The 17,290-nt window shown below is 67.4% G+C and carries 19 protein-coding genes; 11 read left to right on the top strand and 8 right to left on the bottom strand.

All coding sequences use genetic code 11. The features are described from left to right. Window positions 1-21: 21 nt before the first annotated feature. Window positions 22-720 (bottom strand): DnaA regulatory inactivator Hda, encoded by a 699-nt coding sequence (hda, locus tag GRX31_RS13475; RefSeq protein WP_026062235.1) that lies wholly within the window; start codon window positions 718-720, stop codon window positions 22-24. Between the two features lie 323 nt (window positions 721-1,043). On the opposite strand from hda, the gene purM reads away from it, so the two are divergent. After that, window positions 1,044-2,096 (top strand): phosphoribosylformylglycinamidine cyclo-ligase, encoded by a 1,053-nt coding sequence (purM, locus tag GRX31_RS13470; RefSeq protein ID WP_160853144.1) that lies wholly within the window; start codon window positions 1,044-1,046, stop codon window positions 2,094-2,096. A gap of 17 nt (window positions 2,097-2,113) precedes the next feature. After that, window positions 2,114-3,172, top strand: a complete 1,059-nt coding sequence (locus GRX31_RS13465; RefSeq protein ID WP_016448979.1) for an AI-2E family transporter — start codon at window positions 2,114-2,116, stop codon at window positions 3,170-3,172. Window positions 3,173-3,191: 19 nt separating this feature from the next. Here the strand turns inward: GRX31_RS13465 and GRX31_RS13460 are convergent, their stop codons facing one another. Both GRX31_RS13460 and murJ read right to left on the bottom strand, forming a co-directional pair. Beyond that, on the bottom strand, window positions 3,192-4,037 hold the full coding sequence (locus tag GRX31_RS13460; RefSeq protein WP_016448980.1) for a SirB1 family protein: 846 nt from the start codon (window positions 4,035-4,037) through the stop codon (window positions 3,192-3,194). 50 nt (window positions 4,038-4,087) lie between these two features. Beyond that, entirely contained in the window at window positions 4,088-5,653 is a 1,566-nt protein-coding gene (gene murJ, locus GRX31_RS13455; RefSeq protein WP_016452589.1) for a murein biosynthesis integral membrane protein MurJ, read from the bottom strand. A gap of 181 nt (window positions 5,654-5,834) precedes the next feature. Between murJ and rpsT the strand changes: the two genes are divergently transcribed. Continuing rightward, on the top strand, window positions 5,835-6,134 hold the full coding sequence (gene rpsT / locus GRX31_RS13450; RefSeq protein WP_016448982.1) for a 30S ribosomal protein S20: 300 nt from the start codon (window positions 5,835-5,837) through the stop codon (window positions 6,132-6,134). 235 nt (window positions 6,135-6,369) lie between these two features. On the opposite strand, the gene GRX31_RS13445 is transcribed toward rpsT, so the two are convergent. Beyond that, window positions 6,370-6,687: a DUF3579 domain-containing protein gene (locus tag GRX31_RS13445; RefSeq protein WP_012204103.1), complete on the bottom strand. Its 318-nt coding sequence runs from the start codon at window positions 6,685-6,687 to the stop codon at window positions 6,370-6,372. A 349-nt stretch (window positions 6,688-7,036) separates the two neighbouring features. Here GRX31_RS13445 and GRX31_RS13440 point away from each other — a divergent pair, with 349 nt between their 5' ends. The 4 genes from GRX31_RS13440 to GRX31_RS13425 all read left to right on the top strand — a co-directional run bounded on the left by GRX31_RS13440 (window position 7,037) and on the right by GRX31_RS13425 (window position 9,878). Continuing rightward, entirely contained in the window at window positions 7,037-8,233 is a 1,197-nt protein-coding gene (locus tag GRX31_RS13440) for an aspartate aminotransferase family protein (RefSeq protein ID WP_016448983.1), read from the top strand. Window positions 8,234-8,243: 10 nt separating this feature from the next. Continuing rightward, entirely contained in the window at window positions 8,244-9,176 is a 933-nt protein-coding gene (gene argF, locus GRX31_RS13435; protein WP_016448984.1) for an ornithine carbamoyltransferase, read from the top strand. A 41-nt stretch (window positions 9,177-9,217) separates the two neighbouring features. Beyond that, window positions 9,218-9,436, top strand: coding sequence for a hypothetical protein (locus GRX31_RS13430; protein WP_016448985.1), 219 nt, complete (start codon window positions 9,218-9,220; stop codon window positions 9,434-9,436). A 94-nt stretch (window positions 9,437-9,530) separates the two neighbouring features. Next, the gene (locus tag GRX31_RS13425; protein ID WP_016448986.1) at window positions 9,531-9,878 is read left to right on the top strand and encodes a YkgJ family cysteine cluster protein; all 348 of its coding nucleotides are present in this window, start codon (window positions 9,531-9,533) and stop codon (window positions 9,876-9,878) included. Window positions 9,879-9,928: 50 nt separating this feature from the next. Here GRX31_RS13425 and GRX31_RS13420 read toward each other — a convergent pair whose 3' ends face one another. The 3 genes from GRX31_RS13420 to GRX31_RS13410 are packed head-to-tail and all read right to left on the bottom strand — an operon-like array spanning window position 9,929 to window position 12,434. Beyond that, complete coding sequence (locus GRX31_RS13420; protein WP_034365348.1) at window positions 9,929-10,123, bottom strand: hypothetical protein; 195 nt, start codon at window positions 10,121-10,123, stop codon at window positions 9,929-9,931. A gap of 14 nt (window positions 10,124-10,137) precedes the next feature. After that, window positions 10,138-12,081, bottom strand: a complete 1,944-nt coding sequence (feoB, locus tag GRX31_RS13415; protein WP_016448988.1) for a ferrous iron transporter B — start codon at window positions 12,079-12,081, stop codon at window positions 10,138-10,140. After that, the gene (locus GRX31_RS13410; protein ID WP_016448989.1) at window positions 12,078-12,434 is read right to left on the bottom strand and encodes a FeoA family protein; all 357 of its coding nucleotides are present in this window, start codon (window positions 12,432-12,434) and stop codon (window positions 12,078-12,080) included. Before GRX31_RS13410 ends, feoB begins: the two co-directional genes overlap by 4 nt. A 195-nt stretch (window positions 12,435-12,629) precedes the next feature. On the opposite strand from GRX31_RS13410, the gene GRX31_RS13405 reads away from it, so the two are divergent. Beyond that, window positions 12,630-12,950 (top strand): YkgJ family cysteine cluster protein, encoded by a 321-nt coding sequence (locus GRX31_RS13405; protein ID WP_026062772.1) that lies wholly within the window; start codon window positions 12,630-12,632, stop codon window positions 12,948-12,950. A 24-nt stretch (window positions 12,951-12,974) separates the two neighbouring features. Here the strand turns inward: GRX31_RS13405 and GRX31_RS13400 are convergent, their stop codons facing one another. Further along, entirely contained in the window at window positions 12,975-13,445 is a 471-nt protein-coding gene (locus GRX31_RS13400) for an Lrp/AsnC family transcriptional regulator (protein WP_016448991.1), read from the bottom strand. Window positions 13,446-13,583: 138 nt separating this feature from the next. Between GRX31_RS13400 and GRX31_RS13395 the strand changes: the two genes are divergently transcribed. The 3 genes from GRX31_RS13395 to kynA all read left to right on the top strand — a co-directional run bounded on the left by GRX31_RS13395 (window position 13,584) and on the right by kynA (window position 17,155). After that, window positions 13,584-15,017 (top strand): amino acid permease, encoded by a 1,434-nt coding sequence (locus GRX31_RS13395; protein WP_034365342.1) that lies wholly within the window; start codon window positions 13,584-13,586, stop codon window positions 15,015-15,017. A 75-nt stretch (window positions 15,018-15,092) separates the two neighbouring features. Next, window positions 15,093-16,298, top strand: a complete 1,206-nt coding sequence (locus GRX31_RS13390; protein ID WP_202396580.1) for an amino acid aminotransferase — start codon at window positions 15,093-15,095, stop codon at window positions 16,296-16,298. After that, window positions 16,295-17,155 carry a tryptophan 2,3-dioxygenase gene (kynA, locus tag GRX31_RS13385; RefSeq protein ID WP_046238767.1) on the top strand — a complete coding sequence of 287 codons (861 nt, stop codon included), beginning with the start codon at window positions 16,295-16,297 and terminating at the stop codon, window positions 17,153-17,155. Before GRX31_RS13390 ends, kynA begins: the two co-directional genes overlap by 4 nt. Window positions 17,156-17,290 lie beyond the last annotated feature (135 nt).

Here is a 17,290-nt window from a genome sequence, read left to right as displayed (position 1 = left end):
TGCCCACAAGAAAATGCGGGCTCATTCGGTTTCCAGCATCGTCTTGAGCAACGGAATGGTGATGGCGCGCTTGTTGCGCAGCGCAAAGCCGTCGAGCATGTCGAGCAGCTGCATCAGGCTGCCCAGGTCACGCGAGAAGCGCTTGAGCATGTAGTCCATCACATCGTCGCCCAGAAAAACGCCACGGGCATCGGCCTCCTGGCGCAGCACCGCGCGGCGCGCGGTTTCGTCGAGCAGCTGCAGCTGGAACACATGGCCCCAGCCCAGCCGCGTGCGCAGATCCTCGCGCAGCTTGAGGTCTGCCGGCGGCAGCGGGCCGGCCCCCAGCACCCAGCGCGGCGAGCCCGTGGCCGGGCTCGTCGCATTCACAAACCAGTTGAAGGCCCGCGCCTGCTGCAGCGGAGTGTAGATGTCCACATCGTCCATCAGCACCGCCGCCCAGCGCTCGTCGAAGGGCGGCGGGAACAGGGTGGAGGCATCCATCCAGCCCACCATGGCACCCTGCTCGCGCAGGGCCTCGCGCACGGCCTTGAGCAGATGGGTCTTGCCCGAACCCGATTCGCCCCAAAGATAAGTGGGCACTGGCGTGCGGGCCGTCTGCATGCGGCCATCGCCCACCCAATGGCGCAAATGATCGATCACCGCGGCATTGGGGCCGACGAAAAAGCGCGACAGCGTCGGGCTCGACGCCATGCTGATATCCAGAGCCAGCTGCTTCATCTGCGACATACGCGCAGCGCCCCCTTTCCTGTGTCCAGGCGGGTCCATGCGGCAAAAGCAGGCAAAGGAATCGGCAACGGCATTGGGTTGATAGCAAAGACAGGCCCGCCCTGCCGCAGCGCTGCGGCAAGGCGGGCGACGCCGGGGCGTTCCCGGGCGCAACAGGGATTTTAGTCTGCGCGGCGCACGGCACGGCGGCAGCCGGCCCGCTTGTGCAACGAAAGCCCCCTCGAAGCCCACTGGCGCGCGCGCCTGCCGGCGGCCGGCGCCGTAGAATCCCGGGGTTCCAGCCCGGCCTCGGGCCTACCGCACCGTACCCATCCATGAGCTCTTCTGCCCCCTCCTCTACCCCGATCTCCTACAAAGACGCCGGCGTCGACATCGTCGCTGGCGACGCGCTGGTCGAGCGCATCAAGCCGCTGGCCAAGAAGACCATGCGCGAAGGCGTGATGGCCGGCATCGGAGGCTTCGGCGCACTGTTCGAGGTGCCCAAGCGCTACAAGGAGCCCGTGCTGGTCTCGGGCACCGACGGCGTGGGCACCAAGCTCAAGCTGGCCTTCGAGTGGAACATGCACGACACCGTCGGCATCGACCTGGTGGCCATGAGCGTCAACGACGTGCTGGTCCAGGGCGCCGAGCCCCTGTTCTTCCTCGACTACTTCGCCTGCGGCAAGCTGGACGTGGACACGGCCGCTGCCGTGGTCGGCGGCATTGCGCGCGGCTGCGAGCTGTCGGGCTGCGCACTGATCGGCGGTGAAACCGCCGAAATGCCCGGCATGTACCCGGCCGGCGAATACGATCTGGCCGGCTTTGCCGTCGGCGCCGTCGAAAAGTCCAAGATCCTCACGGGCCAGAGCGTGGCTGCTGGCGACGTGGTGCTGGGACTGGCCTCGGCCGGCGTGCACTCCAACGGTTTCTCCCTGGTGCGCAAGTGCATCGAGCGCGCCGAAAGCCAGGGCAGCCTGCCCGAAACGCTGGACGGCAAGTCGTTCAAGCAGGCCATCATGGAACCCACGCGCCTGTACGTGAAGAACGTGCTGGCGGCGCTGGAGCAGCACCCCATCAAGGCGCTGGCCCACATCACGGGCGGCGGCCTGCTGGAGAACATCCCCCGCGTGCTGCCCGAAGGCCTGGCCGCCCACCTGGATGCCGGCAGCTGGCCCCAGACCGAGCTGTTCGCCTGGCTGCAGAAGACGGCCGGCATCGACGCCGTGGAAATGAACCGCACCTTCAACAACGGCATCGGCATGGTCGTTGTCGTGCCCGCCGAGGCTGCCGAAGCCACGGCCGCCACGCTCGCGAAGCTGGGCGAGACGGTCCACACCATCGGACGCATCGCCGCACGCGGCGAGGGCGAGCCTGTCGAGGTCCGCTGACCACGGGCCCGCAGCGCATGACCCAGCACCTGCCCTCGCCCATCATCTCCCCGCAGCCCGCGCCCACGCGCGGCGTGACGCTGTCCAGCTATGTGCTGATGGCCGGCGCCCTGCTGCTGATCATGTGGCAGGGGCTGCTGCCGGGCATGCTGTGCGTCTGCGTGGGCTTTCTGGTCACGCGCGCGCTTGCCGGGCTGCTGTCACGCGCCCAGCCCAAGTCCCGGCGCGGCTCGCTGCCGCGCTGGACGCAACTGGTGGCAGCCACCATCGTCATTCTTGCGCCGCTGGCCCTGCTCAGCGGCGCGCTGTCGCACACGCGCACCTACATCACCGACGCGCCGCAGCAGTACCGCGAGCTGCTCGACTATCTGGCGCACACGGTGCTGGAGCTGCGTGACAAGCTGCCGGCCGACATGGCCGACCAGCTGCCGGACGGCGCACAGGAAATCCAGCACCTGCTGGCCAGCTACCTGGCCGCCAAGGCCGGCGCCCTGGCCCATGCGGGCCGCGCCTGGCTCACCGGCCTGCTCTATGCCTACGTGGGCCTGATCATCGGCGCCCTGGCCGCCGTGCGTCCCATGGTCACGCGCCGCCCGCCCCTGGTGGCAGCGCTGCGCGAGCGCATCCGGCTCATGGGACTGGCCTTCCGCCAGATCGTGGCGGCCCAGTTCTGGATTGCGGCCTTCAACACCTTCCTGACGGCCATCTTCCTTCTGGGCGTGCTGCCGCACTGGAACCTGACCCTGCCTTACACGCCAGCCCTGATCACGCTGACCTTCATTGCAGGCCTGGTGCCCATCGTGGGCAACCTGCTGTGCAATGCGGTGATCACCATCGTGGGCCTGTCGGTGTCCCCTGTGGCCGCCGCCGCCTGCCTGGGCTTTCTGATCCTGATCCACAAGGCCGAGTACGTGATCAACGCCAAGGTCGTGGGCCAGCGCACGCACATGGGCGTATGGGAGCTGCTGGCGGTGATGTTCGTGGCCGAATCGGTGTTCGGCCCTGCAGGCCTGGTGGCCGCTCCGCTGTTCTACGCCTATCTCAAGAAAGAGCTGGAAGCCGTCCGGCTGGTCTGATCAGCCCACGCGCGGGCGGCTACAGCCCTCTCAGCCGCCGGATCACCTCGCGCACGGCCACGGCCTGCGCGCCCTGCTGGGACTGCAGGAAGCGCTCCAGGTCTTCAAGCGCACGCTCGGTCACCCCCCATTGCGCATAGGCAAGCCCCCGGTCCCGCAGGATCTCGGGCATGTCGGGCCGCAGCACGGCCAGCCGGTTGAGCACGGCCACCAGCAGCGGCCAGTCGCGCCGGGCATGGTGGATTTCCTGCAGGTTGCGCAGCATGCGCTCCAGAACGTCGCGCGGCGAGGCGCCCTGCAGGTACATGCCCAGCGGAGCGGCCTCTTCGGCCGACAGGCCCGCGCTCTGCCAGAAGGGCTCCAGCCGCTCGGCCAGGCTGTTGGCAGAAAAGGACTCGCCACTCAACGGGTCCATCACCACCTGCCCCTGGGGCAGGCGCATCTTGACCAGGAAATGGCCGGGAAAGCTCACGCCCTGCGCCGGCAGATCGATGGCCGCAGCCAGCTCCAGCCAGATCAGCGCCACACTGATGGGAATGCCGCGCCGCGTCTGCAGCACATGGTGGATGTAGCTGTTGGCGGGGTCGTAGTAGTCGTTGAGATTGCCGCCAAAGCCCAGCTCGCCGTAGAAGAACTGGTTGAGTCCGCGCAGGCACTGCAGCGGATCGGTTTCGCCGGCCAGGCGCTGGACCAGGCGCACCTGCAGCCGGTCCAGTTCGGCGCTGGCCGCCTGCAGGTCGAGATCGGGCACGGCATCCTGGGCGATGCTGATTGCCGCCTCCATCAGCGGCAGGTGTTCATCGCTTTGCACCAGCGCTGCAAAGTATTGCAGGGCCGTTGGCGTGTCGTCGTAGCTCCAGCTCATGATGCCTTGTGAATTTGCAGCGCCCAGGCCTGCAATTATGCGGGTTCGGGCTAGCGCCGCAGCAGTGCCCGCAGCTTGAGCCCGGCTGCCCACAGCGCGCCAAAGTACAGCAGGGCCGAGGCCGCCATCAGGCCGGCAAGCAGGCCCACGCGCTGCCATCCGTTGGCACGCAGCGCAATCCAGTCGAAATGCTGGCTTCCCCAGGTCAGCAGCACGGCCAGCAGACTGCTGGCCGCAATCACCTGCAAGGCCAGCCGCCCCCAGCCGGGCTTGGGACGGTAGACGCCCCGGCGCAGCAGCCCCCACAGCAGCCAGCCCGCATTGACCAGGGCCGCCAGGCCGATGGACAGCGCCAGACCCGTATGCGCCATGAAGGGCACCAGCACCAGGTTGAGCAGCTGGGTGATGATCAGCACCACGATGGCGATCTTGACGGGCGTGCGGATGTCCTGGCTTGCGTAGTAGCCGGGCGCCAGCACCTTGATGGCCACCAGGCCCACCAGGCCGGCGCCGTAGCCCACCAGCGCCAGCGCGATCTGGCCCACATCGCTGTCCTGCAGCGCGCCACGGTGGAACAGCGTGGCCACGAGCGGCTCGGCGAAAGTGAGCAGCCCCACCGCGCAGGGCACGGAAAACAGCACCACCAGGCGCAGCCCCCAGTCCAGCATGGCCGAGTAGCGCTCCGAGTCGTCGGCCGCCTTGGCCGCGGCCAGCTGGGGCGTGAGCACCACGCCCAGCGCCACGCCCAGCAGCGCCGTCGGAAACTCCATGAGCCGGTCAGCATAGAACAGCCAGGTCACGCTGCCCGGCTGCAGATAGGAGGCGATCTGGGTGTTGATCATCAGCGAGACCTGGGCCACGCCCACGCCCAGCAGCGCCGGCGCCATCAGCCTGAGGATGCGGCGCACGCCGGCCTCTTGCCAAGCCTGGCGCAAGGCGGCTGGAGAAAACCCGATGCGGGGCAGCAGGCCCAGGCCTGCCAGCGCCGGCAGCTGTACCGCCAGCTGCAGCACGCCGCCCAGCATCACACCGCCGGCCATGGCATAGATGGGCTCTATGCCGCGCGCCTGCAGCCAGGGTGCACCCCAGAAGGCGGCGGCAATCATGGCCAGGTTCAGCAGCACGGGCGTGGCGGCCGAGACGGCAAAGCGCCGCCAGGTATTGAGCACGCCGGACGACAGCGCCACCAGCGACATGAAGCCGATGTAGGGGAACATCCAGCGCGTCATCAGCACGGCTGCGTCATAGCCTTCGGGCGACTGGCGCAGGCCGCTGGCCAGCAGCCAGACCAGCAGCGGCGCGCCGACCACGCCCAGCACGCAGGTCACGAGCAGCACCCAGAACAGCAGCGTGGCCACATGGGAGATCAGCCTGCGCGTGGCCTCCTCCCCCTCCTTGGCCTTGCTGGCGGCCAGCACCGGCACAAAGGCCTGGCTGAAGGCGCCTTCGGCGAACAGGCGCCGAAAGAGATTGGGAATCCTGAACGCGACATTGAACGCATCGGTCAGCGCATTGGCTCCGAACATGGAGGCCATGAGCAGATCGCGCACCAGCCCGGTGATACGGGAGGCCAGCGTCAGCAGGGAAACGGTGGAGGCGGCTTTGAACAGTGACACCGTGGGGAGTGTATGCGCTGGCACGGCCACCGCAGTTGCGTGCCCGGGCGGGCCGGACGGCTCTTGCACTCCGTTGCAACAGGCCCGATTGCGCGGCCTGGGGCCCACAGGCCCTGGAGGGACTGCATGCTATAATCCCACGCTTCGCCGACAACATCCTCAGACACTAGGAATACATATCATGGCATCCAAGCCCGTAAAGAAGAACCCCCGCCTGGCATCCGGCCGCAAGCGCGCCCGCCAGGACGTCAAGCTCAACGCAGCCAACACTTCGCTGCGCTCCAAGTACCGCACCGCCGTCAAGAAGGTCGAGAAGGCCGTTCTGACTGGCGACAAGGCCAAGGCAACCGAACTGTTTGCCGCAGCCCAATCCGTTCTGGACACGATCGCCGACAAGGGCATCTTCCACAAGAACAAGGCCGCTCGCGACAAGAGCCGCCTGTCCGCCAAGGTCAAGGCCCTGGCAGCCCCCGCCGCCTAATCCACTTAGGCAACCGCACGGATGGCCCCGGCCATCTGCCGTTTGTAACGGGTGCGCTGTCAGCGAACGAGAAAACCGCCTTCGGGCGGTTTTTTTGTGCCTGGACAAAAGCGCCGCCATCGGCAATCGCACCGAAGGAAAAGCCCGGCTCCAGCAAAGCGCAGCCGAAAAAAAACGCACCCCAGGCGCGCTTCACATCGGGCGGGAACCGGCCCCGCAAAAAAAGAAGCCGGCCTCAGCGGGCCGGCTCGTCCGGTATCAGGCAGGCTTCGGCAACCTGCAGGTTGTTGTCCTTGGCGAAATTCAGGCAGAAATCCCAGGCCATGGGCTCGTAGTCGCGCAGGTCGCGATGCACGACCACGCACTTGACGCCGTTGAGCGTTGTGGGAACACACCAGGGCGAGTAGCTCAGGTGGCTGCCGCGCTGGGCACCACCGGGGCGGAACTGGCTCATGACGCCTGCCAGCCGCTCGGCCCAGTCGCTGGGCCGGAAAGTCTTGCCTTCGTGGGTGATGCCCTGGATGAACAGTTCTTTGCTGGAGGGAGAGACCATCAGGATGCGCACCAAAATACGACTTGCGCAACAAGGAGCAAAACAGGCGGCTTGCCAAGGGGCCCAGCACCTTGCCACTTCCTGTTTGCGCAAGTCCTTCAAAAAAGCCAGAGCCCGCAGACAGGATCGCTGCCGGCAGGCCAAGCAGGCATTTTATCTCTTATATAAGAGCTGGACCGTTGTGCAGCGCACTAACCAAGTGTGGCGTAGGTTCATTGCATGGCTGTGATGCGCAAACCGCAACGGTAGGCCATTGCGCGGCCCCTAGAATCGGGCTTCGCTGTTTTTCAGGCATCTGCGGCGGCAACGCCCGGATGCCGTTTACTTTCCAGCTCAGGAGATTTTTGCAATGACCGCTTTCATCGAGGCTGCCTCGCCCCACGTGATGAACACCTATGGCCGCGTACCGATCGCTCTGGAGCGAGGCCAGGGCTGCCGCGTGTGGGACGTCAACGGCAAGCAGTACCTCGATGCGCTGGGCGGCATTGCAGTGAACACGCTGGGCCACAACCACCCCAAGCTGGTGCCTGCGCTGCAGGACCAGGTGGCCAAGCTCATCCACACCTCCAACTACTACCATGTGCCCGGCCAGGAAACGCTGGCCAAGCTGCTGACCGAGCGCGCGAAGATGACCAATGTCTTCTTCTGCAGCACGGGCCTGGAGGCCAACGAGGCCGCCATCAAGATCGCGCGCAAGTACGGCGTGGACAAGGGCATCGCCAAGCCGGTGATCGTGGTCTACGAGCATGCCTTCCACGGCCGCTCCATCGCCACCATGACGGCCACGGGCAACCCCAAGGTGCGCGACGGCTTCGGCCCGCTGCTCGACGGCTTCCTGCGCGTGCCGGTCAATGACTTCGAGGCGCTGCAGCAGGCCACGGCCGGCAACCCCGACGTGGTTGCCGTGATGATGGAGCCCATCCAGGGCGAAGGCGGCCTGCACCCCATGCGCATCGAGTACATGCAGCAGGTGCGCGCCCTGTGCGATGCCAACGGCTGGCTGATGATGTTCGACGAAGTCCAGGCAGGCATGGGCCGCACGGGCAAGTGGTTCGCCCACCAGTGGGCCGGCATCGTCCCCGACGTGATGACCCTGGCCAAGGGCCTGGGCTCGGGCGTGCCCATCGGCGCCGTCGTCGCCCATGGCAAGGCGGCCACCGTGCTGCAGCCGGGCAACCACGGCTCCACCTTCGGCGGCAATCCGCTGGCCATGCGTGCGGGCATCGAAACCATCCGCATCATGGAAGAAGACGGCCTGCTGGCCCATGCCACCAAGGTGGGAGACCGCCTGAAGTCCACGCTGCAAAAGGAGCTGGCCGACGTCAAGGGCGTGGTCGATGTTCGCGGCCAGGGCCTGATCATCGGCATCGAGCTGAACAAGCCCTGCGGCGCCCTGCTGGGCCGTGGCGCCGAAGCCGGCCTGCTGTTCAGCGTGACCGCCGACACCGTGGTGCGCCTGGTGCCGCCGCTGATCATGACCGAGGCCGAGGCCGACGAAGTGGTCGCCAAGCTCAAGCCCCTGATCGTGCAATTCCTGTCCGAATGAGGACCTGCCTATGACTGCCATCAAGCACTATCTGCAGTTTTCCGACTTCACGGCCGACGAGTACGCCTATGTGCTCGAGCGCGCGGCCCTGATCAAGAAGAAGTTCAAGAACTACGAAAAGCACCACACGCTCAGCGACCGCACGCTGGCCATGATCTTCGAGAAGGCCAGCACGCGCACCCGCGTGAGCTTCGAGGCCGGCATGTACCAGCTCGGCGGCTCGGTGGTCCACCTGACCACGGGCGACAGCCAGCTGGGCCGCGCCGAGCCCATCGAGGACAGCGCGCGCGTCATCAGCCGCATGACCGACCTGGTGATGATCCGCACCTACGGCCAGGACAAGATCGTGCGCTTTGCCGAGTACTCGCGCGTGCCCGTCATCAACGGCCTGACCAACGAGTTCCACCCCTGCCAGATCCTGGCCGACATCTTCACCTTCATCGAGCACCGCGGCTCGATCCAGGGCAAGACTGTCGCCTGGGTCGGCGACGGCAACAACATGGCCAACACCTGGCTGCAGGCTGCCGACCTGCTGGGCTTCACCGTCCACGTCAGCACGCCGGGCGGCTACGAAGTGGACGAGAAGCTGGCCTTTGGCGGCAAGGCGCCGCGCGAGGGCTGCTACAAGGTCTTCAAGGACCCGCTGGATGCCTGCAAGGGCGCCGACCTGGTGACCACCGACGTGTGGACCAGCATGGGCTACGAGGCCGAGAACGAGGCCCGCAAGAAGGCCTTCGCCGACTGGTGCGTGGATGCCGAGATGATGGCCGCCGCGCGTGCCGACGCCCTGTTCATGCACTGCCTGCCCGCCCACCGTGGCGAGGAAGTGCAGGCCGAGGTCATCGACGGGCCGCAGTCCGTGGTCTGGGATGAGGCAGAGAACCGGATGCACGTGCAAAAGGCACTGATGGAGTACCTGCTGCTGGGCCGCCAGCCGGGCTGATCACGCCCACTCCTTTGGCCCAGGCGCATTCCCTCACACCCATGCACCTGAGCCACGAACACTCCAGACACCGCCTGCAGGCCAAGCGCCCCCAGGCGGTGTTTCCGTTGGGCGGCTGCGCATTGCGCCATCCGCACATTGCACGCCATACGCGCGTGCCCTCGTTCTTCGGGCCGCGCCGGCATTTCGCGGCCCGGGTGCGTGCGCTGTTCGTGCGCATCCACACCTTCTATCTGAAGTTCCTCCAGGGCCATACCTAGGGCCGCACCCCCTCTTCCCAGCCTTATGCGCCGCCCCGGGCACCGGGCGCGGCAAGCCTGTGCGTGCCCTGCTGTCTCCCGAAGAAGAACTTCCATGTCCGAAGCCCTGCATCCCTGCCTGAACTGCGGCGTCTGCTGCGAACACTTCCGTGTCGAATTTTCCGTCTACGAGCTGCGCTCCATGGGCGGCACCGTTCCCGATGAACTGGCCCATGAGGTCCACGGCAACCGCTGGCGCATGAACGGCACCGAGCGCCGCCCCGTGCGCTGCACGGCCCTCACGGGCCGCTGCGGCGAACAGGTGGCATGCAGCATCTACGAGCAGCGCTCATCGACCTGCCGGGAATTCGAGATGGGCACGGACCGCTGCAACGCTGCGCGCCTGGCGCATGGCCTGCCTGCGCTGGATGACGGCGCCCGCATCTGGCTGGCCGCTGCCTGAGCGTGCAACCGGCCGGCGGCCCGGCGACCGGCCTGGCGACCGATCTGGCGCTATGGCTGGCGCCTGTCCGGTGCGCAGCTGTCTCCGCCGCAGGCGCTGCAGCCGCCACAGCCTCCCCCGTCCTTGGGCGCCAGCGACGGATGCAGCTGACCGGCCTTCAGCCGCCAACTTGCCGGCAGGTAGCGCCAGACCAGGGACACGGCCGCCACCACCACGATCACGCCCACGATGATGTTTTGCCACATGCTCAAGGCCCTCCTCAGCCCGCTCCCAGCGCGAGGGCCACGCGGTAGGTGATGAAGCTGGCCAGGTAGGCCAGCGCGAACAGGTAGCCCGTCATCAGCAGCGGATAGCGCCAGCCATTGGTCTCGCGCCGCACGGCCGCCAGCGTGGAAATGCACTGGGGCGCGAACACGAACCAGGCCAGCAGCGACAGCGCCGTGGCCAGGGACCAGGTATGGGCGATCAGCGGCCCCAGCTGCTCGGCCATGGCCTCGTCGCTGGCAGCGGACAGTGCATAGACCGTGCCCATGGCACTGACGGCCACTTCGCGCGCGGCCATGCCGGGCACCAGGGCGATGGCGATCTGCCAGTTGAAGCCGATCGGCGCCAGCACCACCTCCAGCCAGCCGCCGATGCGGCCTGCAAAGCTGTAGCGGATGGCCGCTTCGGTGACGCCATCGGGCGGCGCCGGGTAGCTGGCCAGGAACCACAGCACGATGCTCACGGTCAGGATGATGCCGCCGACGCGGCGCAGGAAGATCATGGCGCGCTCGTACAGGCCCAGGGCCAGGCTGCGCGGGCTGGGCCAGCGGTAGGAGGGCAGCTCCATCAGCAGCGGCGTGGGGCCGGCGCTGCGGCCCACCAGCTTGGCCACGCCGGCCACGGCCATGGCGCTGGCGATGCCGGCCACGTACAGCGCGAACAGCACCAGGCCCTGCAGGTTGAAGATGCCGCCCACCGTGCGCTCGGGAATGAAGGCGCTGATCAGCAGCGCATAGACCGGCAGGCGCGCCGAGCAGGTCATCAGCGGCGCGATCATGATGGTCACCAGGCGGTCGCGCCAGCTGGTGATGGAGCGCGTGGCCATGATGCCGGGCACGGCGCAGGCGAAGCTGGACAGCAGCGGAATGAAGGAGCGGCCCGACAGGCCGACCTTGCCCATGATGCGGTCCAGCAAAAAGGCGGCACGCGGCAGGTAGCCCGAATCCTCGAGTGCAAGGATGAACAGGAACAGGATCAGGATCTGCGGCAGGAAGACCAGCACGGCGCCCGTGCCGGCGATCACGCCATCGGCCAGCAGGCTGCGCAGCGCGCCTTCGGGCATGTGCTCGTTGACCAGAGCCGAGACGGCCGAAACGCCGCCCTCGATGCCATCCATCAGCGGCTGCGCCCAGCTGAACACGGCCTGGAACATCAGGAACAGCGTGGCCGCCAGCAGCAGCATGCCCCACAGCGGGTGCAGCACCACGGCGTCGATGCGGTCGTCGCGCCGGGTGTCCACCACGGGCTCCTTGACGCAGTCGGCCATGATGCGGGCCACCTGCTGGTGCAGGGCCAGCACCTGCTCGCGCGCATCGCCCGGGCGGGCCGGGGCCTGCAGCTGCGGCGCCGCCAGGGCGCGGGCTTCGGGGCCGTCCAGCCATTGCAGCAGTTCGCGCGCGCCGTCCTGGCGCACGCCCACCGTGGACAGCACAGGCATGCCCAGGGCGCGTGACAGCGCCTCGCGGTCGATATCGATGCCCTGGCGCCTGGCCATGTCGCTCATGTTGAGCACCAGCAACATGGGCAGGCCCAGGCGCTGGGCCTCCAGCACCAGGCGCAGGTTCAGGCGCAGATGGGTGGCGTCGGTGACGCAGACCAGCAGTTCGGGCGGCGCCTCGCGCGCATGGCGACCCGAGACGATGTCGCGCGTGATGCGCTCATCCTCGCTGTGGGCGTGCAGGCTGTAGGTGCCCGGCAGGTCCAGCACGCGCACGCGCCGGCCGCTGGCCGTGCTCAGCCAGCCTTCCTTGCGCTCAACGGTCACGCCCGCGTAGTTGGCCACCTTCTGGCGTGCGCCGGTCAGCAGGTTGAACAGCGCCGTCTTGCCGCAGTTGGGGTTGCCCAGCAAGGCCAGGCGCAGTGCGGAATCACCGCTGCCGCCGCCGCCCTGGGCAGGCTGCAGCGGCTGGATGAGTTTGGGAGAGGACGACGCGCTCATGCCACCGCCTCCGGCGCCACGCGCACCAGGGCCGCCTCATGGCGGCGCAAAGCGAACGTGGTCTGGCCCACGCGCACGGCCAGCGGGTCGTCGCCCGGAAAGCCCGCGGCCAGGATGCGCACGGGCTCGCCGGGCAGAAAGCCGATCTCCATGAGCCGCAGCAGCAGTTCCTGCTCGCTGGCATCGCGTGCGGCATGGAGCTCGACCACGCGCGCCGATACCTGGCGGGGCAGGGCATCAAGGGTGATGGCCGTGGTGGCAGCAACGGCGGCAACGGCAGCAGAGGAGGACATGGGAGGCGCGGACAGCGTGGACGGAGCCGCAGCGTCCGTCGCGGGGTTCATCGAATGCATGGCGTGTTGTATCAATTGATTTTTATTCTCATTTTGATTTTGATCGAACCCGGGCGGCGGGACCGCGCATGGTATCGGAGTGCGGGACAGGGTTTTGCGTTCCCGGCTTTGCCCCCTGGCGGGCCCAGGCGGGCGGCGCGCGGCACAATGGCGGCCGACGCCGACACGGCCTTTGCGCACTCCCCTCCCCACGCCATGACCCATCCCTGCCTGAGCTGCGGCGCCTGCTGCGCATCGTTTCGCGTGGACTTTTCCGTGCACGAGTCGCAGGCGCAGGGCGGCCGCGTGCCAGCCGGGCTGGCCGAGGAAGTCACCGACCACACCTGCCGCATGCGCGGAACCGACTGGGCGCGTCCCCGCTGCGCGGCCCTGGTCGGCAAGGTGGGCGAGAAGGCCCATTGCGGCATCTATGAATGGCGCCCCTCGCCCTGCCGCGAGTTCGCCGCCGGCAGCGATGCCTGCAACCGCGTGCGCGTGCGCCATGGCATGCAGGCGCTGGACAGCGGCCTGCTCTAGCAGCCTGCCAGGCGCCACCAGCCGTCATTCCACCGGCAGCCCCGCCAGCTGTCCCTTGAATTCCTGCAGCGAGAAATGCGTGTGCACCTGGCGCACGCCGGGCAGCCGGTGCAGGCGGCTGAGCAGCAGATCGGAATAGGCGTCGAGATCGCGCGCCACGACGACCAGCAGGAAGTCCTCCGGCCCCGAGATGCCATGGAACATCACGACCTCGGGAATGGCGCAGACCGCTTCCTGGAAATGGCGCGAGGACTCCTCGTTCTGGTGGTCTATGCCCACCATCACGAAGGCCAGCACGCCAAAGCCTATGGCGCGCCGGCTCAGTGCGGCGTGGTAGCCGGTGATCACGCCCTCGTCCTCCAGCCGCTTGATGCGCCGCCATGACGGTGACTGCGACAAATGCACACGCTGCGCCAGCTCCCCCGAGGTCAGCCGCGCGTTGTCCTGCAGGGCGCGGATCAGCAGCCGGTCCGTTCTGTCGATGTCGATTGGCATAAACCACCTATGAATTCATGTTTCACAGAATAACTTATCCAAGATCAAGTCGATTTAGGGATAACTACTAAACGCCCCGCGAAGGCCGTCCATAGCATCCGCCTCCGAAGCCCCCCACAGCAACGGAGACAACAACCCATGCCAGCCTTCGAAGACATCGTCCAGCGCGAAGCCGGACTCAAACAGCAGCTGTCCGCCGGACAGATGACCATGATCGCCATCGGCGGTGCCGTCGGCACCGGCCTGTTCCTGGGCAGCGGCTTTGCCATCGGCTTTGCCGGGCCCAGCGTGCTGATCAGCTATGCCATCGGCGCAGTGATCTCGCTGCTGCTCATGGGCTGCCTGGCCGAGATGACGGTGGCCCACCCGACCTCGGGCTCGTTCGGCGCCTATGCCGAGCACTACATCAGCCCGATGGCCGGCTTCATGGTCCGCTATGCCTACTGGGCCTGCGTGGTGCTGGCCGTGGGCACCGAGGTGACGGCCGTGGGCCTGTACATGGGCTACTGGTTCCCCGAGGTGCCGCGCTGGGCCTGGGTGGTGATCTTCTCGGGCGCGCTCATCGGCGTGAACATGATGAGCGTCAAGGCCTTCGGCGCCGTGGAGTACAGCTTCTCCATGATCAAGATCATCGCCATCGCGGCCTTTATCGTGGTCGGCGCCTGGGTGGTGTTCGGCGCCCGTCCGGACGGCGTGGGCTTTGCCAACTACGTCAACAACGGCGGCTTCTTCCCCAACGGCCTGTGGGGGACCTGGGTGGGCGTGATCATCGCCATCTTCAGCTACCTGAGCATCGAGATGATCGCGGTGGCCGCCGGCGAGGCCAAGGACCCGCAGCGCGCCGTCACCAGCGCCTTCCGCTCCACCATGGTGCGCCTGGTGGTGTTCTACCTGGCCACGATCGCGCTGATGCTGGCCATCGTGCCGTGGTCGGCCGCCGGCAAGGAGGGCAGCCCCTTCGTCAAGGTGATGGAGATCATCGGCCTGCCCGGCGCGGCCAGCGTGGTCAATTTCGTGGTGCTGGTGGCCGCCCTGTCGGCCATGAACAGCCAGCTGTACATCACCACCCGCATGATGTTCAGCCTCTCGCGCGCCGGCCATGCGCCCGCCGTGCTGGGCCGCGTGAACTCGCGCGGCGTGCCGCTGCCGGCGCTGCTGCTGTCCTGCCTGGGCATTGCCGTGGCCACGCTGTTCAACATCATCAATCCCGAGCAGTCCTTCATGCTGATGATGGCCGTGGCCATGTTCGGCGCCATGTTCACGTGGTTCATGATTTTCGTGACCCACCTGTTCTTCCGCATCCACTGGGTGCGCCAGGGCAACAAGCCGCTGGCCTTTCGCATGTGGGGCTTTCCGGTGCTGACGCTGCTGGGCGCGGCGCTGATGCTGGCCGCCCTGGTGTCCACGCTGTTCACCGACGTGTTCCGCCTGACCGTGCTCACGGGCCTGCCCTTTTTGCTGCTGCTGGCCGCCGTCTACGCCATCTGGTATCGCCGGCCGGCCGGCCAGCCCTCCCCTCAGACCCCAACCCAGACCCCAACATCCACCCAAGCCCAGGTTCCCGCCCGGTGACATCCGGCCTCCCGTTTCTCTCTCTGCCTTAGACACATGACGACTCTTGCCCCCCTCGATACCGCCCGCGCCTCGATGTTCAGCCACGTCCCTCCCTACCCCGGAGATCCCATCCTGTCGCTGATGGAGGCCTTCCAGCAGGACCCACGCGCCGACAAGGTCAGCCTGAGCATCGGCCTGTATTTCGACGAGGCCGGCCGCCTGCCCGTGCTGGACTGCGTGCGCCAGGCCGGCGATGCCCTGGCCCGCGAGCAAAGCCCCAGCGGCTACCTGCCCATCGAAGGCATTGCTCCCTACCGCCAGCTGGTGCAGGACCTGGTGTTCGGCGCGCAGCACGAGGCCGTGCGCACGCAGCGCATCGCCACCGTGCAGACCCTGGGCGGCTCGGGCGCGCTCAAGCTGGGCGCGGACTTCATCCAGCACTATTTCCCCGGCGCCGAGGTCTGGCTCAGCGATCCCACCTGGGACAACCACCTGGCCATCTTTCAGGGCGCGGGACTGCGCACCCACAGCTATCCCTACTACGACGCGGCCACGGGCAGCCTGCGCTTCGACGCCATGCTGCAGACGCTACGCGAACTGCCCTCGGGCAGCGTGGTGCTGCTGCATGCCAGCTGCCACAACCCCACGGGCGTGGACCTGTCGCGCGAGCAGTGGCAGCAACTGATCCCGGTGATCGTGGAGCGCGGCCTGATCCCCTTTGTGGACATGGCCTACCAGGGCTTTGGCGATGGGCTCGATGAAGACGCCTGGTCCGTGCGCGCCCTGGCCGACGCGGGCGCCCAGGCCTTCGTGGCCAATTCGTTTTCCAAGAACTTCTCGCTGTATGGCGAACGCGTGGGCGGCCTCAGCGTGGTCTGCAACGACGCGTCCACGGCCGGCAATGTGCTGGGCCAACTCAAGGCCACGGTGCGCAGCAACTATTCCTCGCCACCCACCCGTGGCGCACGCCTGGTGCAGCAGGTGCTGGCATCGCCCGAGCTGAGCGCCCAATGGGCGCAGGAGCTGGCGCAGATGCGCGGGCGCATCAAGGACATGCGCGCCCAGCTGCACAGCGCGCTGCAGGAGCGCTTTGGCGAGCGGCGCGACTTCGGCTTCCTGCTGACCCAGCGCGGCATGTTCAGCTACACAGGCATCACCGAGCCCCAGGTCCACCGCCTGCGCGACGAGCATGGCGTGTACCTGATCCGCTCGGGCCGCATGTGCATGTCGGGCCTGTCCGGCGCCAACGTGCAGTACGTGGCCGACGCCATTGCCACGGTGCTGGAGTCGCCGCAATGAGCGGCTGCCCCGTCCATGGCGGCCTGACCGAGCGCATCGTCGCCGAGGAAAGGGCGCAGCTGGATTTCAGCCAGTCCATGAGCTATGGCGACTACCTGCAGCTGGACGCCATCCTGGGCGCACAGCAACTGCTGTCGCCCACGCATGACGAGCTGCTGTTCATCATCCAGCACCAGACCAGCGAGCTGTGGATGAAGCTGATGCTGCACGAGCTGGGCGCGGCCACGGCCGCCGTGGCGGCCGACCGCCATGCCGATGCCTTCAAGATGCTGGCCCGCGTGAGCCGCATCATGGAGCAGCTGGTGGGCGCCTGGTCCGTGCTGGCCACCATGACGCCTACCGAGTACACGGCCATGCGCCCGTATCTCGCCAGCTCCAGCGGCTTCCAGAGCTACCAGTACCGCTGCATCGAGTTCGCGCTGGGCAACAAGAACGCCGCCATGCTCCAGCCCCATGCCCACCGCCCGGACCTGCTGGCGCGGGTGGAGGCCGCATGGCGAGCGCCCTCGCTCTATGACGAGGCCCTGCGCCTGCTGGCACGCCAGGGCCTGGCCATTCCTGCCGGGCACCTGGAACGCGACTGGACCCAGCCCTACACGGCCAGCCCCGAGGTCGAGGCCGCCTGGGCGCAGGTCTACCGCGACCCGCAGTCGCACTGGGACCTGTACCAGCTCGGCGAAAAGTTGGCTGACATCGAGGACGCCTTCCGCCTGTGGCGCTTTCGCCATGTGACCACGGTGGAGCGCGTCATCGGCTTCAAGCGCGGCACGGGTGGCACGGGCGGCGTCAGCTATTTGCGCAAGATGCTGGACGTGGTGCTGTTCCCCGAAATCTGGTCCGTGAGAACGAAACTGTGACCCCTGAGCGGCTTTGCCGCTTCCCCCGCTCTCGCTGCGCGGGCGCGGGACGACACCATCGCTGCGGGGCGGCGCGGCCGGCCTAGGCCCTTGCTCGGCGTCCGCCGATGGGCCGCGCCAAGTTTCCGGCGCAAG

The organism is Delftia sp. CH05 (assembly GCF_009827015.1).
GTDB classification, from domain to species: Bacteria; Pseudomonadota; Gammaproteobacteria; order Burkholderiales; family Burkholderiaceae_C; genus Comamonas; species Comamonas tsuruhatensis.
This window is presented reverse-complemented; position numbering and strand designations above follow the sequence as displayed.